The 24,306-nt window shown below is 66.0% G+C and carries 23 protein-coding genes; 9 read left to right on the top strand and 14 right to left on the bottom strand.

The genetic code is table 11. The annotated features are described in order from the left end of the window. The first annotated feature begins 455 nt into the window (after nt 1-455). Complete coding sequence (locus G5S35_RS01905; protein WP_065065148.1) at nt 456-914, top strand: nuclear transport factor 2 family protein; 459 nt, start codon at nt 456-458, stop codon at nt 912-914. 36 nt (nt 915-950) lie between these two features. On the opposite strand, the gene G5S35_RS01900 is transcribed toward G5S35_RS01905, so the two are convergent. The 9 genes from G5S35_RS01900 to G5S35_RS01860 form a co-directional block, all read right to left on the bottom strand. After that, nucleotides 951-1,367 (bottom strand): CopD family protein, encoded by a 417-nt coding sequence (locus tag G5S35_RS01900; protein ID WP_074981532.1) that lies wholly within the window; start codon nt 1,365-1,367, stop codon nt 951-953. 36 nt (nt 1,368-1,403) lie between these two features. After that, the gene (locus G5S35_RS01895) at nt 1,404-2,675 is read right to left on the bottom strand and encodes a glutamate-5-semialdehyde dehydrogenase (protein ID WP_065065150.1); all 1,272 of its coding nucleotides are present in this window, start codon (nt 2,673-2,675) and stop codon (nt 1,404-1,406) included. 213 nt (nt 2,676-2,888) lie between these two features. Continuing rightward, nucleotides 2,889-4,082, bottom strand: coding sequence for a DNA polymerase III subunit delta (holA, locus tag G5S35_RS01890; protein WP_074981530.1), 1,194 nt, complete (start codon nt 4,080-4,082; stop codon nt 2,889-2,891). A gap of 83 nt (nt 4,083-4,165) precedes the next feature. After that, complete coding sequence (locus G5S35_RS01885; protein ID WP_183038514.1) at nt 4,166-4,717, bottom strand: LPS-assembly lipoprotein LptE; 552 nt, start codon at nt 4,715-4,717, stop codon at nt 4,166-4,168. A gap of 80 nt (nt 4,718-4,797) precedes the next feature. Continuing rightward, nucleotides 4,798-7,392 carry a leucine--tRNA ligase gene (gene leuS / locus G5S35_RS01880; protein ID WP_074981527.1) on the bottom strand — a complete coding sequence of 865 codons (2,595 nt, stop codon included), beginning with the start codon at nt 7,390-7,392 and terminating at the stop codon, nt 4,798-4,800. A gap of 256 nt (nt 7,393-7,648) precedes the next feature. Continuing rightward, complete coding sequence (locus tag G5S35_RS01875) at nt 7,649-8,080, bottom strand: ExbD/TolR family protein (protein ID WP_065065153.1); 432 nt, start codon at nt 8,078-8,080, stop codon at nt 7,649-7,651. 24 nt (nt 8,081-8,104) lie between these two features. Further along, on the bottom strand, nt 8,105-8,839 hold the full coding sequence (locus tag G5S35_RS01870) for a MotA/TolQ/ExbB proton channel family protein (protein ID WP_183038513.1): 735 nt from the start codon (nt 8,837-8,839) through the stop codon (nt 8,105-8,107). 46 nt (nt 8,840-8,885) lie between these two features. Then, on the bottom strand, nt 8,886-9,683 hold the full coding sequence (dapB, locus tag G5S35_RS01865; RefSeq protein WP_065065155.1) for a 4-hydroxy-tetrahydrodipicolinate reductase: 798 nt from the start codon (nt 9,681-9,683) through the stop codon (nt 8,886-8,888). A 191-nt stretch (nt 9,684-9,874) separates the two neighbouring features. Then, on the bottom strand, nt 9,875-10,807 hold the full coding sequence (locus G5S35_RS01860) for an outer membrane protein assembly factor BamE (protein ID WP_183038512.1): 933 nt from the start codon (nt 10,805-10,807) through the stop codon (nt 9,875-9,877). A 136-nt stretch (nt 10,808-10,943) separates the two neighbouring features. On the opposite strand from G5S35_RS01860, the gene fur reads away from it, so the two are divergent. Beyond that, nucleotides 10,944-11,372 (top strand): ferric iron uptake transcriptional regulator, encoded by a 429-nt coding sequence (fur, locus tag G5S35_RS01855; RefSeq protein WP_065065157.1) that lies wholly within the window; start codon nt 10,944-10,946, stop codon nt 11,370-11,372. Between the two features lie 211 nt (nt 11,373-11,583). On the opposite strand, the gene gap is transcribed toward fur, so the two are convergent. Both gap and tkt read right to left on the bottom strand, forming a co-directional pair. Continuing rightward, nucleotides 11,584-12,594 (bottom strand): type I glyceraldehyde-3-phosphate dehydrogenase, encoded by a 1,011-nt coding sequence (gene gap / locus G5S35_RS01850; RefSeq protein WP_065065158.1) that lies wholly within the window; start codon nt 12,592-12,594, stop codon nt 11,584-11,586. A 143-nt stretch (nt 12,595-12,737) separates the two neighbouring features. Beyond that, nucleotides 12,738-14,780: a transketolase gene (gene tkt, locus G5S35_RS01845; protein ID WP_065065159.1), complete on the bottom strand. Its 2,043-nt coding sequence runs from the start codon at nt 14,778-14,780 to the stop codon at nt 12,738-12,740. 532 nt (nt 14,781-15,312) lie between these two features. On the opposite strand from tkt, the gene speE reads away from it, so the two are divergent. The 3 genes from speE (at nt 15,313) to G5S35_RS01830 (ending at nt 17,453) form a co-directional block, all read left to right on the top strand. Continuing rightward, the gene (gene speE, locus G5S35_RS01840; RefSeq protein WP_074981520.1) at nt 15,313-16,176 is read left to right on the top strand and encodes a polyamine aminopropyltransferase; all 864 of its coding nucleotides are present in this window, start codon (nt 15,313-15,315) and stop codon (nt 16,174-16,176) included. Nucleotides 16,177-16,279: 103 nt separating this feature from the next. Beyond that, on the top strand, nt 16,280-16,693 hold the full coding sequence (locus G5S35_RS01835) for a VOC family protein (protein WP_065065161.1): 414 nt from the start codon (nt 16,280-16,282) through the stop codon (nt 16,691-16,693). A gap of 19 nt (nt 16,694-16,712) precedes the next feature. Next, nucleotides 16,713-17,453: a 16S rRNA (uracil(1498)-N(3))-methyltransferase gene (locus G5S35_RS01830; RefSeq protein WP_065065162.1), complete on the top strand. Its 741-nt coding sequence runs from the start codon at nt 16,713-16,715 to the stop codon at nt 17,451-17,453. Nucleotides 17,454-17,597: 144 nt separating this feature from the next. Here the strand turns inward: G5S35_RS01830 and G5S35_RS01825 are convergent, their stop codons facing one another. The 3 genes from G5S35_RS01825 to G5S35_RS01815 all read right to left on the bottom strand — a co-directional run bounded on the left by G5S35_RS01825 (nt 17,598) and on the right by G5S35_RS01815 (nt 21,308). After that, nucleotides 17,598-18,170: a barstar family protein gene (locus G5S35_RS01825; protein ID WP_065065163.1), complete on the bottom strand. Its 573-nt coding sequence runs from the start codon at nt 18,168-18,170 to the stop codon at nt 17,598-17,600. Between the two features lie 16 nt (nt 18,171-18,186). Beyond that, entirely contained in the window at nt 18,187-18,558 is a 372-nt protein-coding gene (locus G5S35_RS01820; protein WP_373681568.1) for a ribonuclease, read from the bottom strand. Between the two features lie 455 nt (nt 18,559-19,013). Then, complete coding sequence (locus G5S35_RS01815; RefSeq protein ID WP_065065164.1) at nt 19,014-21,308, bottom strand: NADP-dependent malic enzyme; 2,295 nt, start codon at nt 21,306-21,308, stop codon at nt 19,014-19,016. A 183-nt stretch (nt 21,309-21,491) separates the two neighbouring features. On the opposite strand from G5S35_RS01815, the gene thiL reads away from it, so the two are divergent. The 4 genes from thiL to G5S35_RS01795 are packed head-to-tail and all read left to right on the top strand — an operon-like array spanning nt 21,492 to nt 24,288. Then, nucleotides 21,492-22,505, top strand: coding sequence for a thiamine-phosphate kinase (thiL, locus tag G5S35_RS01810; RefSeq protein WP_065065165.1), 1,014 nt, complete (start codon nt 21,492-21,494; stop codon nt 22,503-22,505). Continuing rightward, nucleotides 22,495-23,118 (top strand): phosphatidylglycerophosphatase A family protein, encoded by a 624-nt coding sequence (locus G5S35_RS01805; protein WP_181440919.1) that lies wholly within the window; start codon nt 22,495-22,497, stop codon nt 23,116-23,118. Before thiL ends, G5S35_RS01805 begins: the two co-directional genes overlap by 11 nt. A gap of 49 nt (nt 23,119-23,167) precedes the next feature. Further along, nucleotides 23,168-23,668, top strand: a complete 501-nt coding sequence (locus tag G5S35_RS01800; RefSeq protein ID WP_065065166.1) for a CinA family protein — start codon at nt 23,168-23,170, stop codon at nt 23,666-23,668. Between the two features lie 59 nt (nt 23,669-23,727). Further along, a complete protein-coding gene (locus G5S35_RS01795) occupies nt 23,728-24,288 on the top strand; it encodes a cupin domain-containing protein (RefSeq protein ID WP_065065167.1) in 561 nt (186 codons plus the stop codon). Nucleotides 24,289-24,306: the final 18 nt, after the last annotated feature.

Genomic DNA, 24,306 nt, shown 5'->3' with positions numbered 1-24,306 from the left:
AAATAACCTGCTGAATATTTACTTATTCACCGCAAAAGGCATCCCCGAGAATTTTCTTATTAATCGGATAACAGCCGAAAGAAAATATCGCTCCGCAATCGCCAACTCCCAGTTTCAGCACTGAAAAAAAATGGGCAAAATACTTGCTGACTACCGTGCAACGCTTTTTGACATCCTCAATATCGACCCGTCATCACACGATGCAACGGCACGCCAGACACGGTCGTCCGCTTTTGAGATTTGTCCTATTCCGCTAAATCTGTCAGATAAATAGACTGGTTTTGAGAGGAAACGCTGAACGAGGTCAACGCCTCGCGATGCCACTCAGGCAGTCACGATCCCGCGATTCACGTGCAAACGGCACGCGCCTTCACGCTGGTCAGTCCCCCGCATCTCCCAACGTTTCCCCGTTCGCGCGAGCCACGCCGGTTCGCGGTCTCACGTCAGGAAACGTCATGAAACGCATGCAGATTCTCGTCGCCGCCAGCGCGCTCACGCTGTCGGTTGCCGCCCTCGCGAGCGCCGCCGCGCCCACGAGCAATCCCCTTTCCGAAACGCTTCAGGTTCAGATGCTCGAATACCAGTGGACGCAAGCCGCATCGACGGGCGACCGCCCGGTACTCAACGACCTGCTCGACGATAAGTTCTTCGAAGTATTTCCCGGCGACGTGCGCCGCAGCAAGCGCGAACTGCTGGCCGCCGCCGCGCAGCCGCAAGGCGGCTCGCAGGTGCTTAGGGACGTGCGCGTGCAGGTGCTCGGCGATATTGCCGTCGCGACAGGCATCAACCGCTATACGCCCGCGTCAGGCTACAAGGCGGTCGAATACCGCTTCACCGACGTGTTCGTGAAGCGCGCGGATGGCTGGCGCGTGGCCGCGTCGCGCATGCGCAGAAAAGAAACGGGCAGCATCTGAGGCTGCCCGTCGCGGGAAAAACGTGAGGAAGGGAAATCAGAACGGCTTGATCACAGCAAGCGCCACGGCCGCCAGCATGCCCAGCACCGGCAGCTCGTTGAACATGCGATACCACTTGTCCGATCGCGTGTTCTCGCCGCGCTCGAAGGTCTTGAGCAGGCGGCCGCAATACGCGTGATAGACGATCAGCAGCACCACCACGCCCACCTTCGCGTGGATCCAGCCCTGGCCGCGCCCGATGCCCACCACGAGCCACAGCCACAGCCCGCACAGCAGTGCGGGCACGGCGATCAGCGTCATGAAGCGGTACAGCTTGCGCGCCATGATCAGCAGACGGTTGATGGCGGCGGGCTCCGTTTCCATCGCGAGATTGACGAAGATTCGCGGCAGATAGAACAAACCGGCGAACCACGAGGCGATCAGCACGATATGAAACGTCTTGACCCAAAGCATCGGTAATCCTTGTTGTTTTTGGGGATGCGCCGCGCTCTACTGGCGGCCTTCGCCGTGGCCGAGCACCACGTATTTCATCGACGTCAGCCCTTCGAGGCCGACCGGGCCGCGCGCGTGCAGCTTGTCGTTCGAGATGCCGATTTCCGCGCCCAGACCGAACTCGAAGCCGTCGGCGAAACGCGTCGAGGCGTTCACCATCACGCTTGCCGAATCCACTTCGCGCAGGAAGCGCATCGCGCGGTCGTGGTCTTCGGTGACGATGGCGTCGGTGTGATGCGAGCCGTACAGGTTGATGTGATCGACGGCCTGATCGAGGTTGTCCACGATCTTGATCGCCAGCACCGGCGCGAGGTACTCGGTGCGCCAGTCTTCTTCCGTCGCGTCCACGAGCGGGCCGATGTTGGCGTCCGCGAGGATCGCACGCGCTGCGGCGTCCACGCGCAGCTCGACGTCCTTGTCGCGATAGAGACGGCCCAGCGGCGGCAGCACGTCGTGCGCGATGCCGCGTGCGACCAGCAGCGTTTCCATCGTATTGCAGGTGCCGTAGCGATGCGTCTTCGCGTTGTCGCACACGGTGAGCGCCTTCGCGAGATCGGCGCGGTCGTCCACGTAGACGTGGCAGATGCCGTCGAGGTGCTTGATCATCGGCACGCGCGCTTCGGCGATCAGGCGTTCGATCAGGCTCTTGCCGCCGCGCGGCACGATCACGTCGACGAACTCCGTCATGGTGATGAGCTTGCCCACCGCCGCGCGGTCAGCCGTTTCCACGACTTGCACCGCGTCTTGCGGCAGACCCGCCGCCGCCAGCCCTTCGCCGATCAGCTTCGCGAGCGCCGTATTGCATTCGAGCGCTTCGGAGCCGCCGCGCAGGATCGTGGCGTTGCCCGATTTCAGGCACAGCGCCGCGGCGTCGATGGTCACGTTCGGGCGCGATTCGTAGATGATGCCGATCACGCCGAGCGGCACGCGCATCTGGCCGACCTGGATGCCGCTCGGGCGGAACTTCATGTTGCTGATCTCGCCGATCGGGTCGGACAGCGCCGCGACCTGGCGCAGCCCTTCGACCATCGTGCCGATCGCTTTGTCGGAGAGCGTGAGGCGGTCGATGAAAGCCGCGTCGTGGCCCTTCTCCTTCGCGCGCGCGAGGTCGCGAGCGTTGGCGTCCTTCAGTTGCTGCACGTCGCGCTCGATGGCCTGGGCCACCGCTTCGAGCGCGGCGTTCTTCGCGGCCGTCGAGGCACGCGCCATCGCGCGCGATGCCTTGCGTGCGCGGCGGCCGAGGTCGGTCATGTACTGGTCGATATCCATGATGTCTTCGTGATGCGGCGCGTCCGGCGCGAATGCAGCAAGGCGGCGGGGTGCGCGGTTCAGATCAGGTCAATTTTAAAGGGAACGGGCCAGCTTTGCTGGGCGCGGCGGGATTCAGCGACGTTCAGCGAGGTTCAGCCAGGCGCCGTGATCAAGCCGCGATCGCGCCGGAACGGATGCAGGTGCGGGAGCGAGGACGCCGCGCGTAACGCGCTAGCTGGTCCGGCGCCCCGGCCCTGCGGTGCGCGGTCGGGCGGCGGCGGCAGCAGCAGCCGCGGCGGCCGGGTTCGCTGGCGCGGCGCGGCGTGCATCGCCCTCGCTGCGCGCGCCGGTACGCGGCGGCGGCGCGGTGTCGCGCGGCGCGGCCACCATCATCGCGAGTTCGAACAGGCCATCCCATGCATCGGGCGGCAGCGCATTGCGCCAGTCGCCGCGCGCCTGCCCCGAGAGGCCCTTGACCTGCCGGTCGAGCCGCGCCGCGAGCGCGAGACCGCGCTCCAGCGTCGCTTCGGAAAGGCGCGAAAGCGCCGGCCCGATCAGGCGCTCGCGCGGTCCCCAGACGCGGTTTTCACGCAGCAGCATGGCGAGCGGCTTGCCCGCGCCCACACCGCGCTTGATGCGCAGCAACGTGCGGATTTCCTCGACGACGGCCCACAGCACCAGCACCGAGGCTTCACCCTCGCCCTGCAACCCGTCGAGCATGCGCGCAAGACGGCCCGCGTCGCCGGTCAGCATCGCTTCGTTGAGCTTGAAGACGTCGTAGCGCGCCACGTTGAGCACGGCGTCGTGAATCTGCTCGAAGCTCAGGACGCCTTGCGGATAGAGCAGCCCGAGCTTCTGGATTTCCTGATGCGCCGCCAACAGGTTGCCTTCGACGCGCTCCGCGACGAACTGCAGCGAACGGCGGCCATCTTCGCCGGGCGCGACGCGCTGGCCCTGCATGCCCAGACGCTGGCCGATCCAGTTCGGCAGCGCGGCGCGCTCGACCGGATCGATCTTGATCGCCACTCCGCCTTCGGCGAGCGCCGTGAACCACGCGGACTTCTGCGTGGCCGCATCGAGACGCGGCAGCGTGACAAGCGTCAGCACATCGGGATTGCCCGACTTCGCGAGCGTCTTCAGCGCATCCGCGCCTTCCTTGCCGGGCTTGCCGGTCGGAATGCGCAACTCGACCAGTTGGCGATCGCCGAACAGCGACATCGACTGGCTCGCGCCGAGCAGCGCGCTCCAGTCGAAACCGCGCTCGACCGTGAACACCGAGCGGTCGGTAAAGCCCGCGGCGCGCGCGCTCGCCCGGATGCGGTCGCACGCCTCCTGGGCGAGCAGGTGCTCGTCGCCGAAGACGACGTACAGGCCGGCCATCCCCTTGGCGAGGTGCGGCTCGAGTGCGTCCAGTCGCAGTTGCATGAAGAGCGCTTTGGTAGGAGAACAAAAACAGCGTCAGCGCGGGCCGATCCGTGCAGGAATCGACCCGGCGACCGACTGAGCGATCAGAGCGGCGGCGGCGGCAGCGGCGCGCGCGGCGCAACGCCCGGCACGACCTGATCAGGCGTCGGATGCAGCGTCTTGAGCACCGCGAGGCGGCGCGTAAGCTGATCGACCGCGTCGTTCTGCATATCCGCGAACAGCAGTTCGGACTCGGTCACCTTCGCGGTCGAATACTGGTCGCTATAGGTCATCGCGCGGTTCAGCGCGATCGTGCTCGGGCGGATCAGCGGCGAACCGTCCGGCGCCATCAGCGCGTAGTTGAGCGAATAGTTGACCTGGTATTCCTCGACAGCGCCGAGCGAGCTCAGCGTCAGCGTGCTGAAGCCGCGCGATTCGCCCACGCGCAGCACGGCGTCGGCGTTGGCCGTGGAATCGACCACGACCGAATCGCTGCCGCCTTCGATCATGCGCGTGAGGCGCGCCGCCACGGGCGGGGGCGCGCCGACGATGGCAAGGCGCTTGAACGCGTAGTTCTGCTCGCCGCGCAGCTGAAAACCGCACGCCGAGAGCATCAGGGCGCTGCTCGCCACTAACAGGAACGATCTGCGAATCACGTGGACTCCTGGGTTCGCGACAGATTCAGTTCTGCCGGCGCGCGGTGCGTTGGCACGCGCGCGCCGGCCTGGGAGGCACGTCAGACGACGACGTTCACGAGACGGCCCGGCACGACGATGATCTTCTTCGGTGCGCGGCCTTCCGCGAACTTGACGAACATCTCGTGAGCGAGCGCTGCCGCTTCGATCGCGTCCTTCGGCGCATCCTTGGCGACGGTCACGGCGCCACGCACCTTGCCGTTCACCTGGAGCACGAGTTCGATCTCGGCCTGTTCAAGCGCCTGTTCGTCGACCTTCGGCCAGGGCGCGTCGAGCAGCGTGCCGTATTCGTCGGCGTAACCGAGCAGCTTCCACAGTTCGAACGTGAGGTGCGGCACGACCGGATAGAGCACGCGCAGCAGCACGCTGAACGTCTCGCGCTGCACGCCCGCGCCGGCGGTCTTCGCACCGTCGATGGCGTTGAGCATCTTCATCGCCGCCGACACGACCGTGTTGTATTGCAGACGCTGATAGTCGAAGTCGGCCTGCTTGAGCACGCCATAGACTTCGCGGCGCAGCGCCTTTTCGGCGTCCGTGAGCGCGGCGGCGTCGAACGTCGCACGCGAGCGGATCGCTTCCGCGTTCGTATAGCCGAACGACCAGACGCGGCGCAGGAAACGGCTCGCGCCTTCCACGCCCGCGCCCGACCATTCGAGCTGCTGCTCGGGCGGCGCGGCGAACATCGTGAAGAGACGCGCGGTGTCGGCGCCGTACTGGTCGATCAGCACCTGCGGATCGACGCCGTTGTTCTTCGACTTCGACATCTTCTCGATGCCGCCCAGCACGACGGCCTGACCGTCGCCGTTGAGCGTCGCGCCGGTCGGACGGCCCTTGTCGTCGTGCGTGACCGTGACGTCGGCCGGGTTATACCAGGTCTTCTTGCCCGACGCGTCTTCGCGATAGAACGTTTCGTTGAGCACCATGCCCTGCGTGAGCAGGTTCTTCGCCGGTTCGCCGAACTTCACGAGGCCGAGATCGCGCGAGACCTTGGCCCAGAAACGCGAGTACAGCAGGTGAAGAATCGCGTGCTCGATGCCGCCGATGTACTGGTCCATCGGCATCCAGTAGTCGGTGCGCTCGTCGACCATGTTCACTGCGTCCGGCGCCGCGTAGCGGTAGAAGTACCACGACGAGTCGACGAAGGTGTCCATCGTGTCGGTTTCGCGCTTTGCGTCGGCGCCACAGCTCGGGCACTTGCAGTTCAGGAACGCTTCCGACTTCGCGAGCGGGTTGCCCGTGCCGTCCGGCACGAGGTCTTCCGGCAGCACGACCGGGAGGTCCTGCTCGGGCACCGGCACGTCGCCGCAGCTCGGGCAGTGGATGATCGGGATCGGCGTGCCCCAGTAGCGCTGGCGCGAGATGCCCCAGTCGCGCAGACGCCACGTGACCTGCTTGTCGCCGTAACCGTGCGCCTTCAGGTCCGCCGCCACGGCGTCGACCGCCGCCGCGTAATTCAGGCCATCGTACTTGCCGCTGTTCACGGTGACGGCACGATCCTTGTCGCCGTACCACTCCTGCCAGCCGTCGAGCGAGTACGTCTCGCCTTCCGCCGCGATCACCTGCTTGATCGGCAGGTCGTATTTCTTCGCGAACGCGAAGTCGCGCTCGTCGTGGCCCGGCACGCCCATTACCGCGCCTTCGCCATAGCTCATCAGCACGTAGTTGCCGATCCACACCGGCACCTGCTCGCCCGTGACCGGATGCGTGACCGTGAAGCCCGTGTCCACGCCCTTCTTTTCCATCGTGGCCATGTCGGCTTCGGCGACGCCGCCGCGCTTGCATTCGTCGATGAAAGGCAGCAGTTCCGGCTTGTCCTGGGCGATGCGCGTGGCGAGCGGGTGCTCGGCGGCGATCGCGCAGAACGTCACGCCCATGATCGTGTCGGCGCGCGTGGTGAACACGCGCAGCAGCGTCTTCTCGCCGTCGAGTTCGTACGGGAAACCGAAGTTCACGCCGAAGCTCTTGCCGATCCAGTTCTGCTGCATGATCTTGACGCGCTCGGGCCAGCCGAGGCCGTCGAGGTCGTTCAGCAGCTCATCGGCGTACTGCGTGATGCGCAGGTAGTACATCGGGATTTCGCGCTTTTCCACCAGCGCGCCCGAGCGCCAGCCGCGGCCGTCGATCACCTGCTCGTTGGCGAGCACGGTCTGATCGACCGGATCCCAGTTCACCGTGCCGGTCTTCTTGTAGGCGATGCCCTTCTCGAGCATCTTCAGGAAGAACCACTGGTTCCACTTGTAGTAGTCGGGCTTGCAGGTGGCGATTTCGCGCGACCAGTCAATCGCGAGGCCCATCGACTGCATCTGGCCCTTCATGTACTCGATGTTGCTGTACGTCCACTGCGCGGGCGGCACGCCGTTGGCCATCGCGGCGTTCTCGGCGGGCATGCCGAACGCGTCCCAGCCCATCGGCATGAGCGTGTTGTAGCCGTTCATGCGCAGATAGCGGTACATCACGTCGTTGATCGTGTAGTTCCGCACGTGGCCCATGTGCAGTTTGCCCGACGGATACGGCAGCATCGAGACGCAATAGAACTTGGGCTTGTCGGCCTTTTCGGCCGTCCGGTAAGCGTCGCTGTCGCGCCATTCGCCTTGCGCGGCGGATTCGACGTCGGAGGGAACGTATTTTTCGAGCATGGTGTGGATGGGGTAACGCGGAATCTGGCGGATTCTGGCCCGATTCAGTTCAAATTCAGGCGGAGTCGGTGCCGGATGCACCGGACCGGTCGTTCGCAGCCGGACTGCGACGCCGGCGGGTGGCGGGCTACGCTGGCTAAACGACCCCGTGATAAGCGGGGAAACGCTGATTATACCGTTGACTGAGCCGGGCTTTCCGCCCGGTTTGACATGAGCGCGCCGGCGCCGGGCGCGGCGTGCCCGCGGCGCGCGACGATCAATGCTGCGCGGGCGCCGGATCGGTCACGAAACCGATGCGCGCGAGGCCCGCGGCCTGCGCCGCGCCCATCACCTGGGCGATGATGTCGTAGCGCGTGTCGCGCGCGGCGCGTAGCTGCAGGTCGGGCTGCTGCGCCTCGGGCGCCTTGCCCGCGTCGGCGAAACGCTGGCGCAGCTCGTCGAGTGAAATGGGCGCGGCGTTCCAGTAGAGCTTGCCCGCGCCGTCGATGGACAGCGTGACGGTCTGCGGCGTCTGCCGCGCGGCCTCGGCGGCCACCTGCGGCAGGTCGAGCCGGATCGCGTGCGTGAACAGCGGCGCGGTGATGATGAAGATGACGAGCAGCACGAGCATGACGTCGATGAGCGGCGTCATGTTGATCTCGGCCATCGGTGCCGAATCGCGCTTCTTTTCGAGTCCGCCGAATGCCATGCGTGCCTCCGTGTCAGCGGCGCTTCAAAGCGCCCCGGCGCGCGTGACGCCTTCGCTACGCGCGGCCAGCGGGAGATCGCGCGCTGCGGCGCCGTCGTCCGGCGCGCAGGCGTAAGCATGCAGATCGTGCGCGAAGCCGTCGAGATCGTCGGAGATCTGGCGCACGAGGCGGCCGAGCACGTTATAGGCGAGCACCGCGGGAATCGCCACGACGAGGCCGAAGGCCGTCATGATGAGCGCCTCGCCCACCGGGCCGGCCACGTTTTCGATCATCGCCTGGCCGCTCGCGGCAATGCTGCCGAGCGCGTGATAGATGCCCCAGACGGTGCCGAGCAGGCCGACGAACGGCGCCGTGCTGCCCACCGAAGCCAGCAGCACCTGACCGAACTCCAGCCGCCGTTGCGAGCCCTGAAGCGCGCCGCGCAGCGCGCGCAGCACACGCTCGCCGCGATCCACGCGGGCCAGCAAGGCGCCGGGCGCGTCGGATTCGACGACTGCGAGCGTCGCTTGCGCGAGCGGCAAAAACACGCGCTCGCGGTCGACCGCACGCATCGCGCTCACGCCCTCGCCGAGCGAATGCGCCTGCCAGAAGCGGGCCACGGCGCGCGGCCCCTGGCGCTTCGCGCGCACCAGCATCCAGCTTTTGACGATCAGAAAACACCAGCTCGCGATCGACATGGCCAGCAGCACCCACGCGACCGCGTGGGTGACGGCGTCGCTCGTCTGCAGATAGTGGATGACTCCGGAACTCGCTGCCATCGGCCCTCGTCTCGCGGCGGAACTGCCGCGTTGGTGTCAGGTTCGCTCAGCGCAGGCCGAGCACGTCCTGCATATCGTACAGGCCGCTCGCCTTGTCCTGCAGAAACAGCGCGGCGCGCACGCTGCCTTGCGCGTACGACAGGCGGCTCGACGACTTGTGCGTGATCTCGATGCGCTCGCCGATGCCCGCGAACAGCACCGTATGGTCGCCGACGATGTCGCCGCCGCGAATCGCCGAAAACCCGATGGTCGACGGATCGCGCTCGCCGGTCACGCCATTGCGGCCATACACGGCGCAGTCGTCGAGGTTGCGGCCGAGCGCGTGCGCCACGGCCTCGCCCATCGCAAGGGCGGTGCCCGAGGGCGCGTCGACCTTGTGGCGATGGTGCGCCTCGATGATCTCGATGTCGTAGCCCTTGTCGAAGAACTGCGCAGCGTATTCGAGCAGCTTGAGCGTGACGTTCACGCCCACGCTCATGTTCGCGGCGAACACCACGCCGACCTTCTGCGCGGCGGCGCCGAGCTGCGCCTTCTGCTGCGCGTCGAAGCCGGTCGTGCCGATCACCATCTTCACGCCGTGGCGCTGCGCGGCTTCGAGGTGCACGAGCGTGCCTTCGGGGCGCGTGAAGTCGATCAGACAGTCGCTCTGCGAGAAGACCTGTTCGATGTCATCGGTGATCTGCACGCCGGTTTGCTTGCCGAGGAACGCACCCGCGTCCTGGCCGAGAGCGGCCGAGCCGGTGCGGACGAGCGCGCCCGAGAGCGTGCAGTCAGGCGAGTTGAGAACGGCTTCGATGAGCATGCGGCCCATGCGGCCCGATGCGCCGGCGATTGCGATTTTCATGACGGTCCCTGCAAACGTGAAACTGGCCGAGTCCGCGCACGGGACACACCGCGCGCGGCCACCACCAAAAAACGCGGCGGCCGAAGCCGCCGAGGAGAGGCGCAGCGCGAGGCGCTACGCCCGTACGAATTGTCCGATACGACGCACCGCGCGGCGGACTGCGCGACGCGCTGCGCCGTCGGACCGCGCGATCAGTTGCCCGTGGCCGCGGCGCCCGAGGCGGGCACGGTGGGCGGCGCGGTCAGCGGCGCGTTTTGCGACGGCGGCGGCGGATTCGTGTCGCCGGTGCCTTGTGCGCCCGCGGTCGGACCGACCGGATTCGACGGCGGCACGCCCTGGATCTGCGGCGGCGGCTGACGGCGCAGCTGGACCTGCGAGGGCATCGTGCCGACGTTCGGCGGCAGCGCCGCCGACGTGGGCGTACCCGCGCGCACCGACGGCGTCACGCCGGCCGGCGTTTGCACCGCTTCCGTGGCGCGGTTCGCGGCGGCGGCGGCCTGCGCGTTGGCGTCCTGCGGCAGTTGCGAGGTGGCGGTGCCGAGTTCCGACGACGGCGTGCGCGCCGTGTCGGTGACAGCCGGCGCCGACGCGCCCGGGCTGCCGGCAGCCGGCGCCAGCGACGCAGCCGTGGCGCCCGACGCGCCAGAAGCAGCGGCAGCCGCAGCGGCCTTGGCCTTCTTGCCCGATTTGTCGCCGTCGATTTCGGCGAGCAGTTCCAGATTCGACGGCAGATCTTCGCCGCCCGACCAGCTGGCCACGCGGTCGCCCTCGAACATCACGACGAAATCGCGCTGCTGGACGACTGCGGTCGAGCCGCGCTTGAAGTAGAAGACGTAGTCCCAGCGGTTCGCGTGGAACATGTCGGTGAGCAGCGGCGTGCCAAGCAGTTGCTTGACCTCGGCGCGCGACATGCCCACATGCATCTGGGCGGCCATTTCGCTCGAAACGAAGTTGCCTTGCACGATGGTGATGCGGTACGGCGTAATGCTCTGCGCGATGCGCTGCGTCACGCCGTCATAGGTCTTGCAGCCCCCGAGGGTTGCGAACGCGGCAGCGGCCAGCAGGGTGCACGCCACGCGGCTGCCGCTCAGACGGCGGCCGATCGTTGTGAATTCTGGAATCATTTCCCTCACCGTGCGGGCTTGTCGCGAAGCCGCGCGTATTCTGTAGAAGTTCGTTCGAAGTTCTGCCGAAAATGCCCGGAACGGCAAAAACGCATTAACATAAGAACCTAGCATTGTACTCCAGGGACTTATCGTCATGACCAATCCAACCGATCTCAAGAACATCGGTCTGAAGGCGACGCTGCCGCGCCTCAAGATCCTGGAGATTTTTCAGCACAGCCCGGTACGCCACCTGACGGCGGAAGACGTGTACCGCAACCTGCTGAACGAGGAGCTCGACATCGGCCTCGCCACGGTCTACCGCGTGCTCACGCAGTTCGAGCAGGCAGGCCTGCTCACGCGCAGCAACTTCGAGTCGGGCAAAGCCGTCTTCGAACTCAACGAAGGCAGCCACCACGACCACCTGGTGTGCCTCGATTGCGGCATCGTCGAGGAATTCTTCGACCCCGAAATCGAGAAACGCCAGCAGATGATCGCCAACGAGCGCGGCTTCAAGCTGCAGGAGCACGCGCTTGCGCTTTACGGCGCGTGCACGAAGGAAAACTGCCCGCACCGCAAGCATTGAGCGTGCTTACGGTATGCCCGGGCCCGCCCGGCATACCGCTCATGCACCGCTTATCGCGGAAAAACGCCACGCTTCGCCGTGGCGTTTTTGTTTTATCCGGTAATGTTTTGCGCGGTCGCGGCAATCATTAGCCAGATTTGCGTGGCGCGCACGCCACGCGACGGCGTAAAAAAACCGCCCCGAGGGGCGGCTTTTTGTCCAGCGAGCGTACTTACTTCGCGTTCGCGAGCGCCACTGCCGTGTCCAGCATGCGGTTCGAGAAGCCCCACTCGTTGTCGTACCAGCTCGACACCTTGACCAGGCGGCCCGAGACCTTCGTGAGCGTCGAGTCGAACGTCGACGATGCCGGGTTGTGGTTGAAGTCGATCGACACCAGCGGTGCGGTGTTGTAGCCCAGGATGCCCTTGAGCGCGCCTTCCGAGGCTTCCTTCATGATCGCGTTGACTTCTTCGACGGTCGTGTCGCGCTTGGCGATGAACGACAGGTCGACGATCGACACGTTGATGGTCGGGACGCGGATCGCGTAACCGTCCAGCTTGCCGTTCAGTTCCGGCAGCACGAGGCCGACAGCCGATGCCGCGCCCGTCTTCGCCGGGATCTGGCTGTGCGTGGCCGAGCGCGCGCGGCGCAGGTCTTCGTGGTACACGTCCGTCAGAACCTGGTCGTTCGTGTAGGCGTGGATCGTCGTCATCAGACCGGTTTCGAGGCCGATCTTGTCGTTCAGCGGCTTGACGAGCGGCGCGAGGCAGTTCGTCGTGCACGATGCGTTCGAGATGACCGTGTCCGAAGCCTTCAGCACGTTGTGGTTCACGCCGTAGACGATGGTCGCGTCGACGTCCTTACCGCCCGGCGCCGAGATGATGACCTTCTTTGCGCCGCCCTTCAGGTGGGCGCTCGCCTTTTCCTTGGTCGTGAAGAAGCCCGTGCATTCGAACACGATGTCGACGCCCAGCTCGCCCCACGGCAGTTCTGCCGGGTTGCGGTTGGCCAGCACGCGGATACGGTCGCCGTTGACGACGAGGTAGTCGCCGTCGACGCTGACTTCGCCCGGGAACTTGCCGTGAGCCGTGTCGTATTGCGTCAGATGCGCGTTGGTCTTCGCGTCACCCAGGTCGTTGATCGCCACGATCTGGATGTCGTGCTTCTTGCCGTTCTCGTAGAACGCGCGAAGCGTGTTACGGCCGATACGGCCATAGCCGTTGATAGCGACGCGAATCGTCATGGTTCATCTCCTGATGGTTAAAAATTCTGAGACGGACGCCGTGCGGCCGCTCCGTTCGCCGTCGCGTGCGAGCGCGACGCTGCGGGGCGCACACGGCAAACGGGCCCGCCGTCTGGTAGGCGGCGAGCCCGTGTGAAGCATGCTTAGTTGTCCAGCGCGGCCTTGGCCGTCGCGACGACGTTCTCGACCGTGAAGCCGAAGTGCTTGAACAGCACGCCAGCCGGGGCCGATTCGCCGAAGGTGTCGATCCCGACCACCCCGCCTTCGAGGCCGACGTACTTGCGCCAGAAGTCGGTCTGCGCGGCTTCGATCGCGACGCGGCGCACGCCCTTGGGCAGCACGCGCTCCTTGTACTCGGCGTCCTGACGGTCGAACACGTTGGTCGACGGCATGGACACGACGCGGGCGCCGATGCCTTCGCGCTGCAGCGCTTCGACGGCCTTCATCGCCAGTTCGACTTCCGAACCCGTGGCGATCAGGATGATCTTGCGGCTCGGGATGTCGTCGTTCCAGTCCTTCAGCACGTAACCGCCCTTGGCGATGTTGGCGATCTGCGCGTCGGTGCGTTCGTTGAACTGCAGGTTCTGACGGCTGAAGATCAGCGACGACGGGCCTTGATGCGCAATCGACTCGGTCCAGGCCACGGCCGTTTCCACCGTGTCGGCCGGACGCCAGAGCGTCATGTTCGGGATCAGGCGCAGGCTCGGGACCTGTTCGATCGACTGGTGCGTCGGGCCGTCTTCGCCGAGGCCGATCGAGTCGTGCGTGAACACGAAGATCGACGGGCACTTCATCAGCGCGGCGACGCGCAGCGCGTTGCGGCTGTAGTCCGAGAACGTCAGGAAGGTGCCGCCGAAAGCCTTGTAGCCGCCGTGCAGCACGATGCCGTTGAGCGCGGCGCTCATGCCGAACTCACGCACGCCATAGTTGACGTGGTTGCCCCACTCGATGCCGGCTTCGCCTGCCTTGGCGGCGCGCACGGGCTTCGAAGCCTTCCAGTTCGTGAGGTTCGAGCCGGTCAGGTCGGCCGAGCCGCCGAGCAGTTCGGGCAGCGCTGCGGCGAGACCTTCGATGGCTTGCTGCGACGCCTTGCGGGTCGCGACGGTTTCCTTGCGCGAGTCCGCGCCCGCGACGATCGCGGCAGCCTTCTGCGCCCAGTCGGCGGGCAGCTTGCCGGCCATGCGGCGCTCGAATTCAGCGGCTTCCTGCGGATATTTCGACTTGTACGCGCCGAACGATTCGTTCCATTCGCCTTCGAGCTTCGCGCCCGTGGCCTTCGAATCCCAGTCTGCGTAGACTTCCTGCGGCACGACGAAGGGCTCCCACTTCCAGCCCGCCGCTTCGCGCCACTTGGCGATTTCTTCGGCGCCGAGCGGCGCGCCGTGCACGTCGTGACCGCCGGCCTTGGTCGGCGCGCCGTGACCGATCTGCGTCTTGCAGCAGATCAGCGTGGGCTTGTCCGATGCCTTCGCCTTGGCGATGGCCGCGTCGACGGCGTCGACGTCATGACCGTTCACGTCCGCGATCACGTTCCAGCCGTAGGCTTCGAAACGCTTCGGGGTGTCGTCGTGGAACCAGTGCTCGACGTGGCCGTCGATCGAGATGCCGTTGTCGTCGTACAGCGCGATCAGCTTGTTCAGCTTGAGCGTGCCGGCGAGCGAGCAGGCTTCGTGCGAGATGCCTTCCATCAGGCAGCCGTCGCCGAGGAACACATAGGTGTGGTGGTCGACGATCTTCGCGTCGGCCTTGTTGAACTCGGCAGCGAGCAGCGCTTCGGCCAGCGCCATGCCGACCGCGTTCGCCAGACCCTGGCCGAGCGGGCCGGTCGTGGTTTCGACGCCCGGCGTGATGCCGAATTCCGGGTGACCCGGCGTCTTCGAGTGCATCTGGCGGAAGTTCTTCAGCTCTTCGATCGGCAGATCGTAGCCGGTCAGATGCAGCAACGAGTACAGCAGCATGGAGCCGTGGCCGTTCGACAGCACGAAGCGGTCGCGGTCGTTCCAGTGCGGGTTCGTCGGGTTGTGGCGCAGATGGCGCGCCCACAGCGCGACGGCGATCTCGGCCATGCCCATGGGCATGCCGGGGTGGCCGGAATTCGCTTGCTGAACGGCGTCCATGGACAGCGCGCGGATCGCGTTGGCCATCAACGAGGTGGTAGCGGGGGAGGCGGAGGACGAGGTCGTCATGTCGAGTCCGGGGATCGAGTGCAAAAAGCGGCGTGGGCGGGCAAACGATGAAACGGTTTGCGGATCGCGCACAGCAGCGAGACTTCCGGAAGCTCGGCAAACGCCCGCTCCGGCGCGCGATGCGGCGCCAGGTAGACGCAAACGGCCAGAGCAAACGGACAGGGCTGCAAAGGCGGACATTCTAGCAGATCATGGGGATTTTCCCGGATCGGCAGGAGCAGGATCAAACTCTGGCACGCGGCGATTGGACCCTGTTATGACGCGATCGACGTTGCGCTATGACGCGGCGACGTTGCGGCGCGGCAATCGGCGGCAACTCGGCGGCAGCTCGGCCTCGCCTGCCGGCACACGGCGGCGCCCAGCACGCGGCGGCGGGCCGCACGCCAGCCGCCTTTATAATTGCGACAGATGCCGATGTCGCCCTGATTCGCGCCTGCCTGCCGGGTTCGGCCAGTGCACCACGCTCGCCCTGCTCTCCATAGGGTCGCATCGCTTTTAGAAACGAATCCGCACCGATCGCCTCGACTCCGCCGTGACCGCTCCGCTCGTCTTCCGCCCCGCCGCCGACGCCGAATACGGCTTCCCCGGCGCGCGCCTGCTCGCCGCCGCCGATTCGGTCTGGCAGCACATCGAGGTCTGGGACACGCCGCAGCTCGGCTGCCTGTTCACGCTGGACGGCCGCCCGATGACCTCGGCCGGCGACGAATTCATCTATCACGAGTGCATGACGCACGTGGCCGCGCTCACGCATCCCGCGCCGCGCGCGGCGCTCGTGCTGGGCGGCGGCGACGGCGGCGCGGCGCGCCAGTTGCTGCGTCATCCGGACATCGAGCGCATCGTGGTGGCCGAACTCGATCCGGACGTCGTGCGGCTGACCGGCGACTATCTGCCGGACGTGCGCGGCGGCGCCTTCGACGACCCGCGCGTGGAACTGGTGATCGGCGACGCCGCCGACTTCGTCGCGCGCGCCGAAGAACGGTTCGATCTGGTCGTGTTCGATCTGACGCCGCCCGACTCGCCCGCCGCGGGCCTGTACACTGCCGCGTTCTACGCCGCGCTCAAACGCGTGATGAACGACGATGCGCTGGTTTCCTTGCATCTGGGCGCGCCGTATCATCACGCCGCGCGCATCGGCGCGCTGCTGGCCGGATTGCGTGGCGCGTTCGCGCGGGTGCGCCCGCTCGGCGCCTACGTGCCGCTTTACGGCGCGTTCTGGCTGATGGCGGTGGCAAGCGACCGTCTCGATCCGATGACGATGGACGCCGCCGCGATCGAAACGCGCCTCGCCGCGCGCCAGATCGAGGAACTGCGCTTCTACGACGCGCAGATCCACGGGGCACTCCTGGTCGCACCCCGGATGGCGCGCGATAAACTAGGCCAATTCCTACAGCTTTAGCAGGTGTGACGTTGGAGAATCGCTGGGTTCCTTACACTTTTTTGCGTACCCGCCGAAATCCGCCCACCCAGGTCCTTGCCCGAACCGAATCTGGAGAGACTCGATGACCCCACCCCGCCCCGCCGGTGTGCCGTGGCTGACGCCGTATCTGACGGTGCGCGATGCGCGCGCCGCGATCGCCTTTTTCGTGGCGGCATTCGGCTTTGCGGTACGCGACAGTGTCGAGGACGACGGCGCGGTCATGCACGTGGAAATGACCTATCACGATCAGCTGATCGTGATGTTTGCGCCCGAAGGCGCGTTCGGCTCGACGGCGCACACGCCCAAAAGCTCGAACACCATCGCTCCCCAATCCTTTTATCTGTATGTCGACGACGTCGACGCGGTGTATGCGCGCTCGCTCGCAGCCGGCGCCAAATCGTTGAGCGAACCACAAGACCAGTTCTGGGGCGACCGTTTCGCCCAGGTCGAGGACCTCGACGGTTACCGCTGGGCGCTTGCCCGCCATTTGTCATGAAGCAATGAGAACCTGTCTTATGCCCCGCTTTTTCGTCGGCAATTCCCTGGAATCCGGCGACGTCTTTACCCTCCCCGACGAAGTCACGCGACACGTTCAGGTGCTGCGTCTGCAACCCGGCGACACGGTCGTGCTGTTCAACGGCATGGGCGGCGAGTTCAGCGCCGAAATCGTCGAAATGGAGCGGCGCGAGGTGCAAGTGCGCGTCGGCCCGTATCGCGACATCGAAACCGAGCCGCCCTACCGGCTCACGCTCGCGCAAGGCATCGCCGGCAGCGACAAAATGGACTGGCTGATCGAAAAGGCGGTCGAACTGGGCGCGACGAATTTCGTGCCGCTCACCACCTCGCGCAGCGTCGTGCGCCTCTCGGGCGATCGCGCCGTGCGCCGCCAGGCGCACTGGCAGCGCATCGTGCAGGCGTCGTGCGAACAATGCGGGCGCAACCGCATGCCGGAAGTCGCGCCCACGCGCGAGATGGGCACCTGGCTCGGCTCGCTGTCGAAAACGCCTGCCGAAGGCGAGTTGCGCGTGCTGCTTTCGCCGCGCGCGAATGTCTCGTTTGCCACCTTGCCGGGCACGCCGCCGCACGGCGAAGTGACCGTACTGGTGGGGCCGGAAGGTGGGTTTTCGTCGCCGGAAGAAGCCGCCGCGCTCGATCACGGCTTTATCGCCGTCGGCCTCGGGCCGCGCATCCTGCGCACGGAAACGGCGGGGATCGCCGTGCTCGCGGCGCTTGCGGCGCGCTGGGGCGGCTGGTAATCCGCTTGCGCAGATAACGCAGACGTCGCCTGAACGGGCGATCGAGCACGTAAAAATGACAAGGCCCGCCGAAAGGCGGGCCTGTGCGTTTGTGTCGCGCGAATGCGACGATGGATGCGCGGCGACCGCGCCAAACCGGTCCGTTCAGGCGAACGAATAAAAGACCCGGAACGGCACGCCGCGCTCGGCCCAATATTCGGATGCCTCGCGGAACACGTCGAGCAGCGTCTCGCGGCCGTCCTTGTCGAACTTCTGCGCGATCGGCAGACCGTCGAGCACGACCACGAAGCCCGGCTGCTCGCCGGCTTTCTGCACCAGATCGGTCAGGCAGTCGTACAGGCCGTCGTAGTTCTTGCCGAAATGCTTCGGAAACAGAAACGACGTGGCGATGGTCTCCAGCACTTCCTGCTTGGTCAGCGCATTGGCGCAGAACGCATACAGGAAATGCTGTTTCAGACGCTCCGCCTCGTCGGCGAGATCCTGCACGCGGAACGCGCGGATCGACTGGACGATGTTCGGCCTGACGGTCGAAAACAGGCTCATGGCCGCCTCGTTCGATGAATGCGCCTCGTCCGTGTGCACGCTGCCGTGCTGCTGATCCTCGCGTTGCTGATCGTCCTGCTTCATCTGCATGACGCGCTGGAACAGGTTGCCCTCGCCGGACGCGAACAGATCGCTCGCGACCCGCGGGTCGTGTGCGTAAGTGTTATCGCTCATGCCGCTCTTCCCGGTGTCATTCAACAATTCGCTTAAAACTGGCGTAGTGGTCGTCGGAGTAATAGCAGTTGTCGGTATGCCTGAGCGGCCCGCCGCAGACGATGCGCCGTGCGCCGCGATTGCGCGCATGCGGCGTGGGGACGGTGTACTCGTGATAGAAGCCGCGCCGGTGATGCGGCAACTGCCGCTCGAAATTGCCGAACACGACACCGTCCTTCTCGTACGGATAAGGCCCGCCCTCGCCGATCAGACCCAGCGTGGCAACCGCCTCGCGCGGCAACTCGCCCACGTTGACGGTTCCGACCGGCACGTCGGCCGCGTTGCCGCCGGATTGCTCCCACGACGAACCGCGCGCCGCCGCGCCTTGCGCGAACGCCAGCGCCGCCACCAGAAAAAAGCCCGAAACCGCGCGCCCAAGCCGACCGGCAGCGCCGCCGGCGCGACCGCGAAATGCTCTTGGGGAACAAGGATTTACTCGAACCTGACTGGTCGATGCGACGCCATCTTGCGCGCGATTTTCGTCAGGCAGTCCTATGCATGCCATCTGCGCACCATTTATGGATTTCCGCCCCAAGTTTTATCTTGGGGATTACGCGTTCGACGACCATGAAAGATGTAAGGGTATCGCTAATGGGACCTGGAAGCAATCGCAGCCAGGCGCCGATACCACACCGTTGACCCCGCACAAGCGGCAAACCGGTAATTATTACAACACTGAAAAGTGCAAAAAAACGGCGCGCCGGAAGCCCGGACGCGCCGTTTCGGGACTGCCGCCGAGGCGGCCAATCCGTGGTCCTATCGTGACACTTCGCGTGACATCGCGCGTGACACGCCGCGCAAAACTTAACGCGCCGCGTTCACATCCGCGACCAGCAGCGCCGTCATGTTGACGATGCGGCGCACCGTGGCCGACGCCGTCAGCACGTGCACCGGCTTGGCCGCGCCCAGCAGGATCGGCCCGATGGCGATGTTGTTGCCGGCCGCCGTCTTCAGCAGGTTGTACGAGATGTTGGCCGCATCGATGTTCGGCATGATCAGCAGGTTCGCCTCGCCTTCGAGCGTCGACTCCGGCAGGATTTCCTGGCGCAGATTCGCGTCGAGCGCGACGTCGCCGTGCATTTCGCCGTCAACCTGCAGATCGGGCGCGCGCTCCTGGAGAATTTCCAGCAGGTCGCGCATTTTCTGCGCGGAAGGCGCGTTGCTCGAACCGAAGTTCGAATGCGAGCACAGCGCGATCTTCGGCTCGATGCCGAAGCGGCGCACTTCTTCCGCCGCCATGATCGTGATTTCGGCGAGCTGCTCGGGCGTGGGATCGACGTTCACGTGCGTGTCGACGATGAAAATCTGGCGGTTCGGCAGCACCAGCGCGTTCATGGCGGCGAACACGTTGCAGCCCGTCTTCTTGCCGATCACCTGGTCGATGAAGTGCAGGTGGCGGTGCGTCGTGCTGACCGTGCCGCAGATCATGCCGTCGGCTTCGCCCTTTTCCACCAGCATCGCGCCGATCAGCGTGGTGCGGCGGCGCATTTCGAGCTTGGCCATTTGCGGCGTGATGCCCTTGCGCGCCATCAGCTTCGCGTAGGTCTGCCAGAAGTCGCGATAGCGCTCGTCGTGATCGGTATTGACGACCGTGTAGTCCTGACCCGCGACCAGACGCAGCCCGTAGCGCGCCATGCGCTGCTCGATCACCGCCGGGCGGCCGATCAGGATGGGCTTCGCGAGCTTTTCGTCGACCACGATCTGCACCGCGCGCAGGATGCGCTCCTCTTCGCCCTCGGCGAACACGATGCGCTTCTTCTCCGGCTCCACGGCGCGCGCGAGCTGGAAGATCGGCTTCATGGTCGTGCCGCTGTGGTAGACGAACTGCTGGAGGTGCTGTTCGTAGGCGTCCATGTCCTCGATCGGACGCGTGGCGACGCCTGCGTCCATCGCCGCCTGGGCGACCGCCGGCGCGATCTTCACGATCAGGCGCGGGTCGAAGGGCTTCGGAATCAGGTATTCGGGGCCGAACTGCAGATCCTGAATGCCGTAGGCCGTGGCCACGACGTCGCTCTGCTCCTGGCGCGCCAGTTCCGCGATGGCGTTCACGGCGGCGATTTCCATCTCGCGCGTGATCGTGGTCGCGCCCACGTCGAGCGCGCCGCGGAAAATGAACGGGAAGCACAGGACGTTGTTCACCTGATTCGGATAATCCGTGCGGCCCGTGGCGAGCACGGCGTCCGGGCGCACTTCCAGCGCCAGTTCCGGCAGGATTTCAGGCGTGGGGTTCGCGAGCGCGAGAATCAGCGGCTTCGCGGCCATCTGCTTGACCATGTCCTGCTTGAGCACGCCGCCCGCGGAGAGGCCGAGGAAAATGTCGGCGCCTTCGATCACCTCGGCGAGCGTGCGCGCCTCGGTTTCACGGGCGAAACGCTCCTTGTCCGGGTCCATCAGCTCGGTGCGGCCCTTGTAGACCACACCCGCGAGGTCGGTCACGAAAATGTTTTCGAGCGGCAGGCCGAGGTCGACCAGCAGATCCAGACACGCCAGCGCTGCCGCGCCCGCACCCGAGGCCACGAGCTTGACCTGCTTGATGTCCTTGCCGACGACCTTCAGGCCGTTGGTGAACGCCGCCGCCACCACGATGGCCGTGCCGTGCTGGTCGTCGTGGAAGACCGGAATCTTCATGCGCTTGCGCGCTTCGCGCTCGACGATGAAGCATTCCGGCGCCTTGATGTCTTCCAGATTGATGCCGCCGAAAGTGGGTTCGAGCGCGGCGATCACGTCCACGAGCTTGTGCGGGTCCGACTCGTTCAGCTCGATGTCGAATACGTCGATGCCCGCGAACTTCTTGAACAGCACCGCCTTGCCTTCCATCACGGGCTTCGAGGCGAGCGGCCCGATGTTGCCGAGGCCCAGCACGGCCGTGCCGTTCGACACGACGCCGACGAGATTGCTGCGCGCCGTAAAGCGCGCGGCGTTCAGCGGATTCTCGACGATCGCCTCGCACGCGAACGCAACGCCCGGCGAGTACGCGAGCGAGAGGTCGCGCTGGTTGATCATTTGCTTGGTCGGCGCGATCGCGATCTTCCCGGGGGTGGGAAACTCGTGATAGTCGAGGGCGGCTTCGCGAAGCTTGTTCGTGGCGGAATTCGACATGGGAGGCAGGGCGTGAGTGCGGATTAGAATGACAGTTCGAACGCGAATGTGCCCGATTGTAGCGCCATTCCCCAGCAGGATTCCTTTCAGTTCAGGCGCAGCTGCCGCGACCGCCATGGAGACAAAGCCGCGCCGGCGGCCCGCTCAGCGGGCTCGCCATTCATTCGTCATACACCTTTCGTCATGCTTTCCGAGTTCACCCTGATCGACCATTATTTCGCGCGGCGCGCACGAGAACACACACGCCGCGCCGCGCTCGGCATTGGCGACGATTGCGCGCTGATCGCGCCCGCGCCAGGCGAAATGCTGGCCGTCTCGACCGACATGCTGGTCGAAGGCCGCCACTTCCTGCCCGACGTCGATCCCCACGCGCTCGGCCACAAGACGCTCGCCGTCAATCTCTCCGACCTCGCGGCGATGGGCGCGAAGCCGCTCGGCTTCACGCTCGCGTTCGCGCTGCCCAAACCGCGCGAGGACTGGCTCGCCGCCTTCAGCGCGGGCCTCTTCGAGCTGGCCGATCTGCACGACTGCGAGCTGGTCGGCGGCGACACCACGGCCGGGCCGCTCAATCTCTGCATCACCGTGTTCGGCTCGGTGCGGCAGGATGTCGCACTTCGGCGCGACACCGCCCAGCCGGGCGACGACGTCTGGATCTCGGGCACGCCCGGCGACGCGCGCGCGGGGCTCGCGGTGTTGCGCAACGACTGGCCGCAAATGCCCGTCGACGCCGCCGACGCCGCGTATTTCCGGCGCGCGCTCGAATATCCGCAGCCGCGCGTGGCGCTCGGTCTCGCGCTCGCGGGCGTGGCGCGCGCGGCGCTCGACGTGTCGGACGGGCTGGCCGGCGATCTGCGGCACATCCTCGAACGCTCGCGGGTGGGCGCCGCCATCAACGTGGACGCGCTGCCGGTCTCGCCCGCGCTCGCGCGTCTGCCGCGCGAGCTTCAGGTGCAATGCGCGCTCGCGGGCGGCGACGACTACGAACTGTGTTTCACCGCCGCGCAAGCCCGGCGTGACGATGTCGAGGCGGCGGCGCAACAGGCCGGTGTGCGCGTGACGCGCATCGGTACAATAACTTCGCCTCAAGGCGGGATCGGCGCGAATCAGGACGCGCGGCCCGCGATCGCCTGGCACGACGCCGCCGGCGCGCCGCTCAACCTGACGTTGCAAGGCTTCGATCACTTCCATGCAGACTGACTCCACGCCCTCGCCCGCCGGCAACGGTGCGACGCATGCCGATGCGCCCGGCGGCGCTTCGGAGCCGCCCTCATCGCTGACCTCGCTGACCTCGCTGCCCGGGCCCGAAACCGCAAGCACGCCGAAAGGCCCGCGCCGCGCCGATGCGCCTTTCATGCTCACGCATCCGCTGCACATCGTTTCGCTCGGCTTCGGCTCGGGCCTCTCGCGGCTCGCGCCGGGGACGGCCGGCACACTGTTCGCGTGGGCCGCGTTCGAAGTGCTCAACCGCTATCTGAGCGTGCTCGACTGGGGCGTGCTCATCATCGGCGGCTTTCTCGCGGGCATCTGGATCACCGACTTCACGGCGAAGAAACTGCGCAGCGACGATCCCTCGTCGATCGTCTGGGACGAAATCGTCGCGTTCTGGCTCGTGCTGCTGATGGTCACGCCGATCGAATTCACCGGCAAGCTCTGGGCCTTCGTGATCTTCCGTTTCTTCGACATGGTCAAGCCGCCGCCCATCCGCTATTTCGACCGGCGCTTCAAAGGCGGCTTCGGCATCATGATCGACGACCTCGTGGCCGCCTTTTTCACGCTGCTCGTGATCGCGCTCTGGCGCATGTCGGTCTGATTTTTCGCGTCGCTCCCCCACCCTCGGCCACCGCCACGGACACACCGCCATGCCCACCGATTCCGTCGTCCACCAACTCGCGATCCGCGCCGGCAACAAGCTGCGCGACGCGCGCCTGATGCTCGCCACCGCCGAGTCCTGCACGGGCGGCATGGTCGCCGCCGCCATCACCGACATCTCCGGCAGTAGCGGCTGGTTCGAGCGCGGTTTCGTCACCTACTCGAACCAGGCGAAAACCGAAATGATCGGCGTGCCCGCCGAGATGATCGACAAACACGGCGCGGTGAGCGAACCGGTCGCGCGCGCGATGGCCGAAGGCGCGCTGCGCAACAGCCGGGCACAGGTTTCGCTGGCCATCACCGGCATTGCCGGTCCGGGCGGCGGCACGCCGGAAAAGCCGGTCGGCATGGTGTCGTTCGGCTGGAGCAACCGGTTGCACACGAACGTCGAGACGCTGGTTTTCAAAGGCGATCGCGACCAGATTCGCGTGCAGGCCGCCGCGCACGCGCTGCGCGGGCTGCTGGCGCTGATCGACGAACAGGAACGCTGACGAAGCGCGAATGCCCACGCCCGCGCGTGGCCGGACTCGCCCACCAGGAGACGCATGCCATGACGCAACCGACTACCCCGTCCACCGCGACGACGAGCGGCGCGGTCGAAGAACTGATTCGCCGCTTCGGACTCGAACCGCATCCCGAAGGCGGTTACTACAGCGAGACCTATCGCTCCGACAAACTGGTGTTGCGCGACGGCGGCAACGACGCGGACGGCACGCGCGCGGCATCGACCGCGATCTATTTCCTGCTCGCCGACGGCGCCTATTCCGCGTGGCACCGCATCCGTTCCGACGAACTCTGGCACTTCTACGCGGGCACGCCCATCGAGATCCATTCGATCGACGAGCGCGGCGTGCTGTCCACGCGCAAGCTCGGCCACGCGCTCGATCATCCGGGCACGGTGTTCCAGGCCGTGGTGCCCGCGGGCCACTGGTTCGCGGCGCGCTGCGTGAATCCGTCGAGCTGGGCGCTGGTGGGCTGCACGGTCGCGCCGGGCTTCGAATTCAGCGAATTCGAAATCGCCGACGTCGATGCGCTGCTCGAGCGCTATCCGCTGCATCGCCCGATCATCGAACTGTTCCGCAAGCCCGCGGCGGCGGCGAAAAAAGCGTGAGCGCATAAAAAAAGCGGC

The sequence above is a fragment of the Paraburkholderia tropica genome (assembly GCF_014171495.1).
In the GTDB taxonomy this organism is placed as follows: domain Bacteria; phylum Pseudomonadota; class Gammaproteobacteria; order Burkholderiales; family Burkholderiaceae; genus Paraburkholderia; species Paraburkholderia tropica.
This window is presented reverse-complemented; position numbering and strand designations above follow the sequence as displayed.

Excerpts from the sequence above, each read along its gene's own strand:
- G5S35_RS01815 (WP_065065164.1), bottom strand. The coding sequence starts at position 21,308 with ATGTCGAATTCCGCCACGAACAAGCTTCGCGAAGCCGCCCTCGACTAT.
- gap (WP_065065158.1), bottom strand. The coding sequence starts at position 12,594 with ATGACGATTCGCGTCGCTATCAACGGCTATGGCCGTATCGGCCGTAAC.
- G5S35_RS01795 (WP_065065167.1), top strand. The coding sequence starts at position 23,728 with ATGACGCAACCGACTACCCCGTCCACCGCGACGACGAGCGGCGCGGTC.
- G5S35_RS01860 (WP_183038512.1), bottom strand. The coding sequence starts at position 10,807 with ATGATTCCAGAATTCACAACGATCGGCCGCCGTCTGAGCGGCAGCCGC.
- G5S35_RS01875 (WP_065065153.1), bottom strand. The coding sequence starts at position 8,080 with ATGGCATTCGGCGGACTCGAAAAGAAGCGCGATTCGGCACCGATGGCC.
- G5S35_RS01870 (WP_183038513.1), bottom strand. The coding sequence starts at position 8,839 with ATGGCAGCGAGTTCCGGAGTCATCCACTATCTGCAGACGAGCGACGCC.
- G5S35_RS01800 (WP_065065166.1), top strand. The coding sequence starts at position 23,168 with ATGCCCACCGATTCCGTCGTCCACCAACTCGCGATCCGCGCCGGCAAC.
- G5S35_RS01905 (WP_065065148.1), top strand. The coding sequence starts at position 456 with ATGAAACGCATGCAGATTCTCGTCGCCGCCAGCGCGCTCACGCTGTCG.
- holA (WP_074981530.1), bottom strand. The coding sequence starts at position 4,082 with ATGCAACTGCGACTGGACGCACTCGAGCCGCACCTCGCCAAGGGGATG.
- G5S35_RS01895 (WP_065065150.1), bottom strand. The coding sequence starts at position 2,675 with ATGGATATCGACCAGTACATGACCGACCTCGGCCGCCGCGCACGCAAG.
- G5S35_RS01835 (WP_065065161.1), top strand. The coding sequence starts at position 16,280 with ATGACCCCACCCCGCCCCGCCGGTGTGCCGTGGCTGACGCCGTATCTG.
- tkt (WP_065065159.1), bottom strand. The coding sequence starts at position 14,780 with ATGACGACCTCGTCCTCCGCCTCCCCCGCTACCACCTCGTTGATGGCC.
- G5S35_RS01825 (WP_065065163.1), bottom strand. The coding sequence starts at position 18,170 with ATGAGCGATAACACTTACGCACACGACCCGCGGGTCGCGAGCGATCTG.
- dapB (WP_065065155.1), bottom strand. The coding sequence starts at position 9,683 with ATGAAAATCGCAATCGCCGGCGCATCGGGCCGCATGGGCCGCATGCTC.
- thiL (WP_065065165.1), top strand. The coding sequence starts at position 21,492 with ATGCTTTCCGAGTTCACCCTGATCGACCATTATTTCGCGCGGCGCGCA.
- leuS (WP_074981527.1), bottom strand. The coding sequence starts at position 7,392 with ATGCTCGAAAAATACGTTCCCTCCGACGTCGAATCCGCCGCGCAAGGC.
- G5S35_RS01900 (WP_074981532.1), bottom strand. The coding sequence starts at position 1,367 with ATGCTTTGGGTCAAGACGTTTCATATCGTGCTGATCGCCTCGTGGTTC.
- fur (WP_065065157.1), top strand. The coding sequence starts at position 10,944 with ATGACCAATCCAACCGATCTCAAGAACATCGGTCTGAAGGCGACGCTG.
- G5S35_RS01830 (WP_065065162.1), top strand. The coding sequence starts at position 16,713 with ATGCCCCGCTTTTTCGTCGGCAATTCCCTGGAATCCGGCGACGTCTTT.
- G5S35_RS01805 (WP_181440919.1), top strand. The coding sequence starts at position 22,495 with ATGCAGACTGACTCCACGCCCTCGCCCGCCGGCAACGGTGCGACGCAT.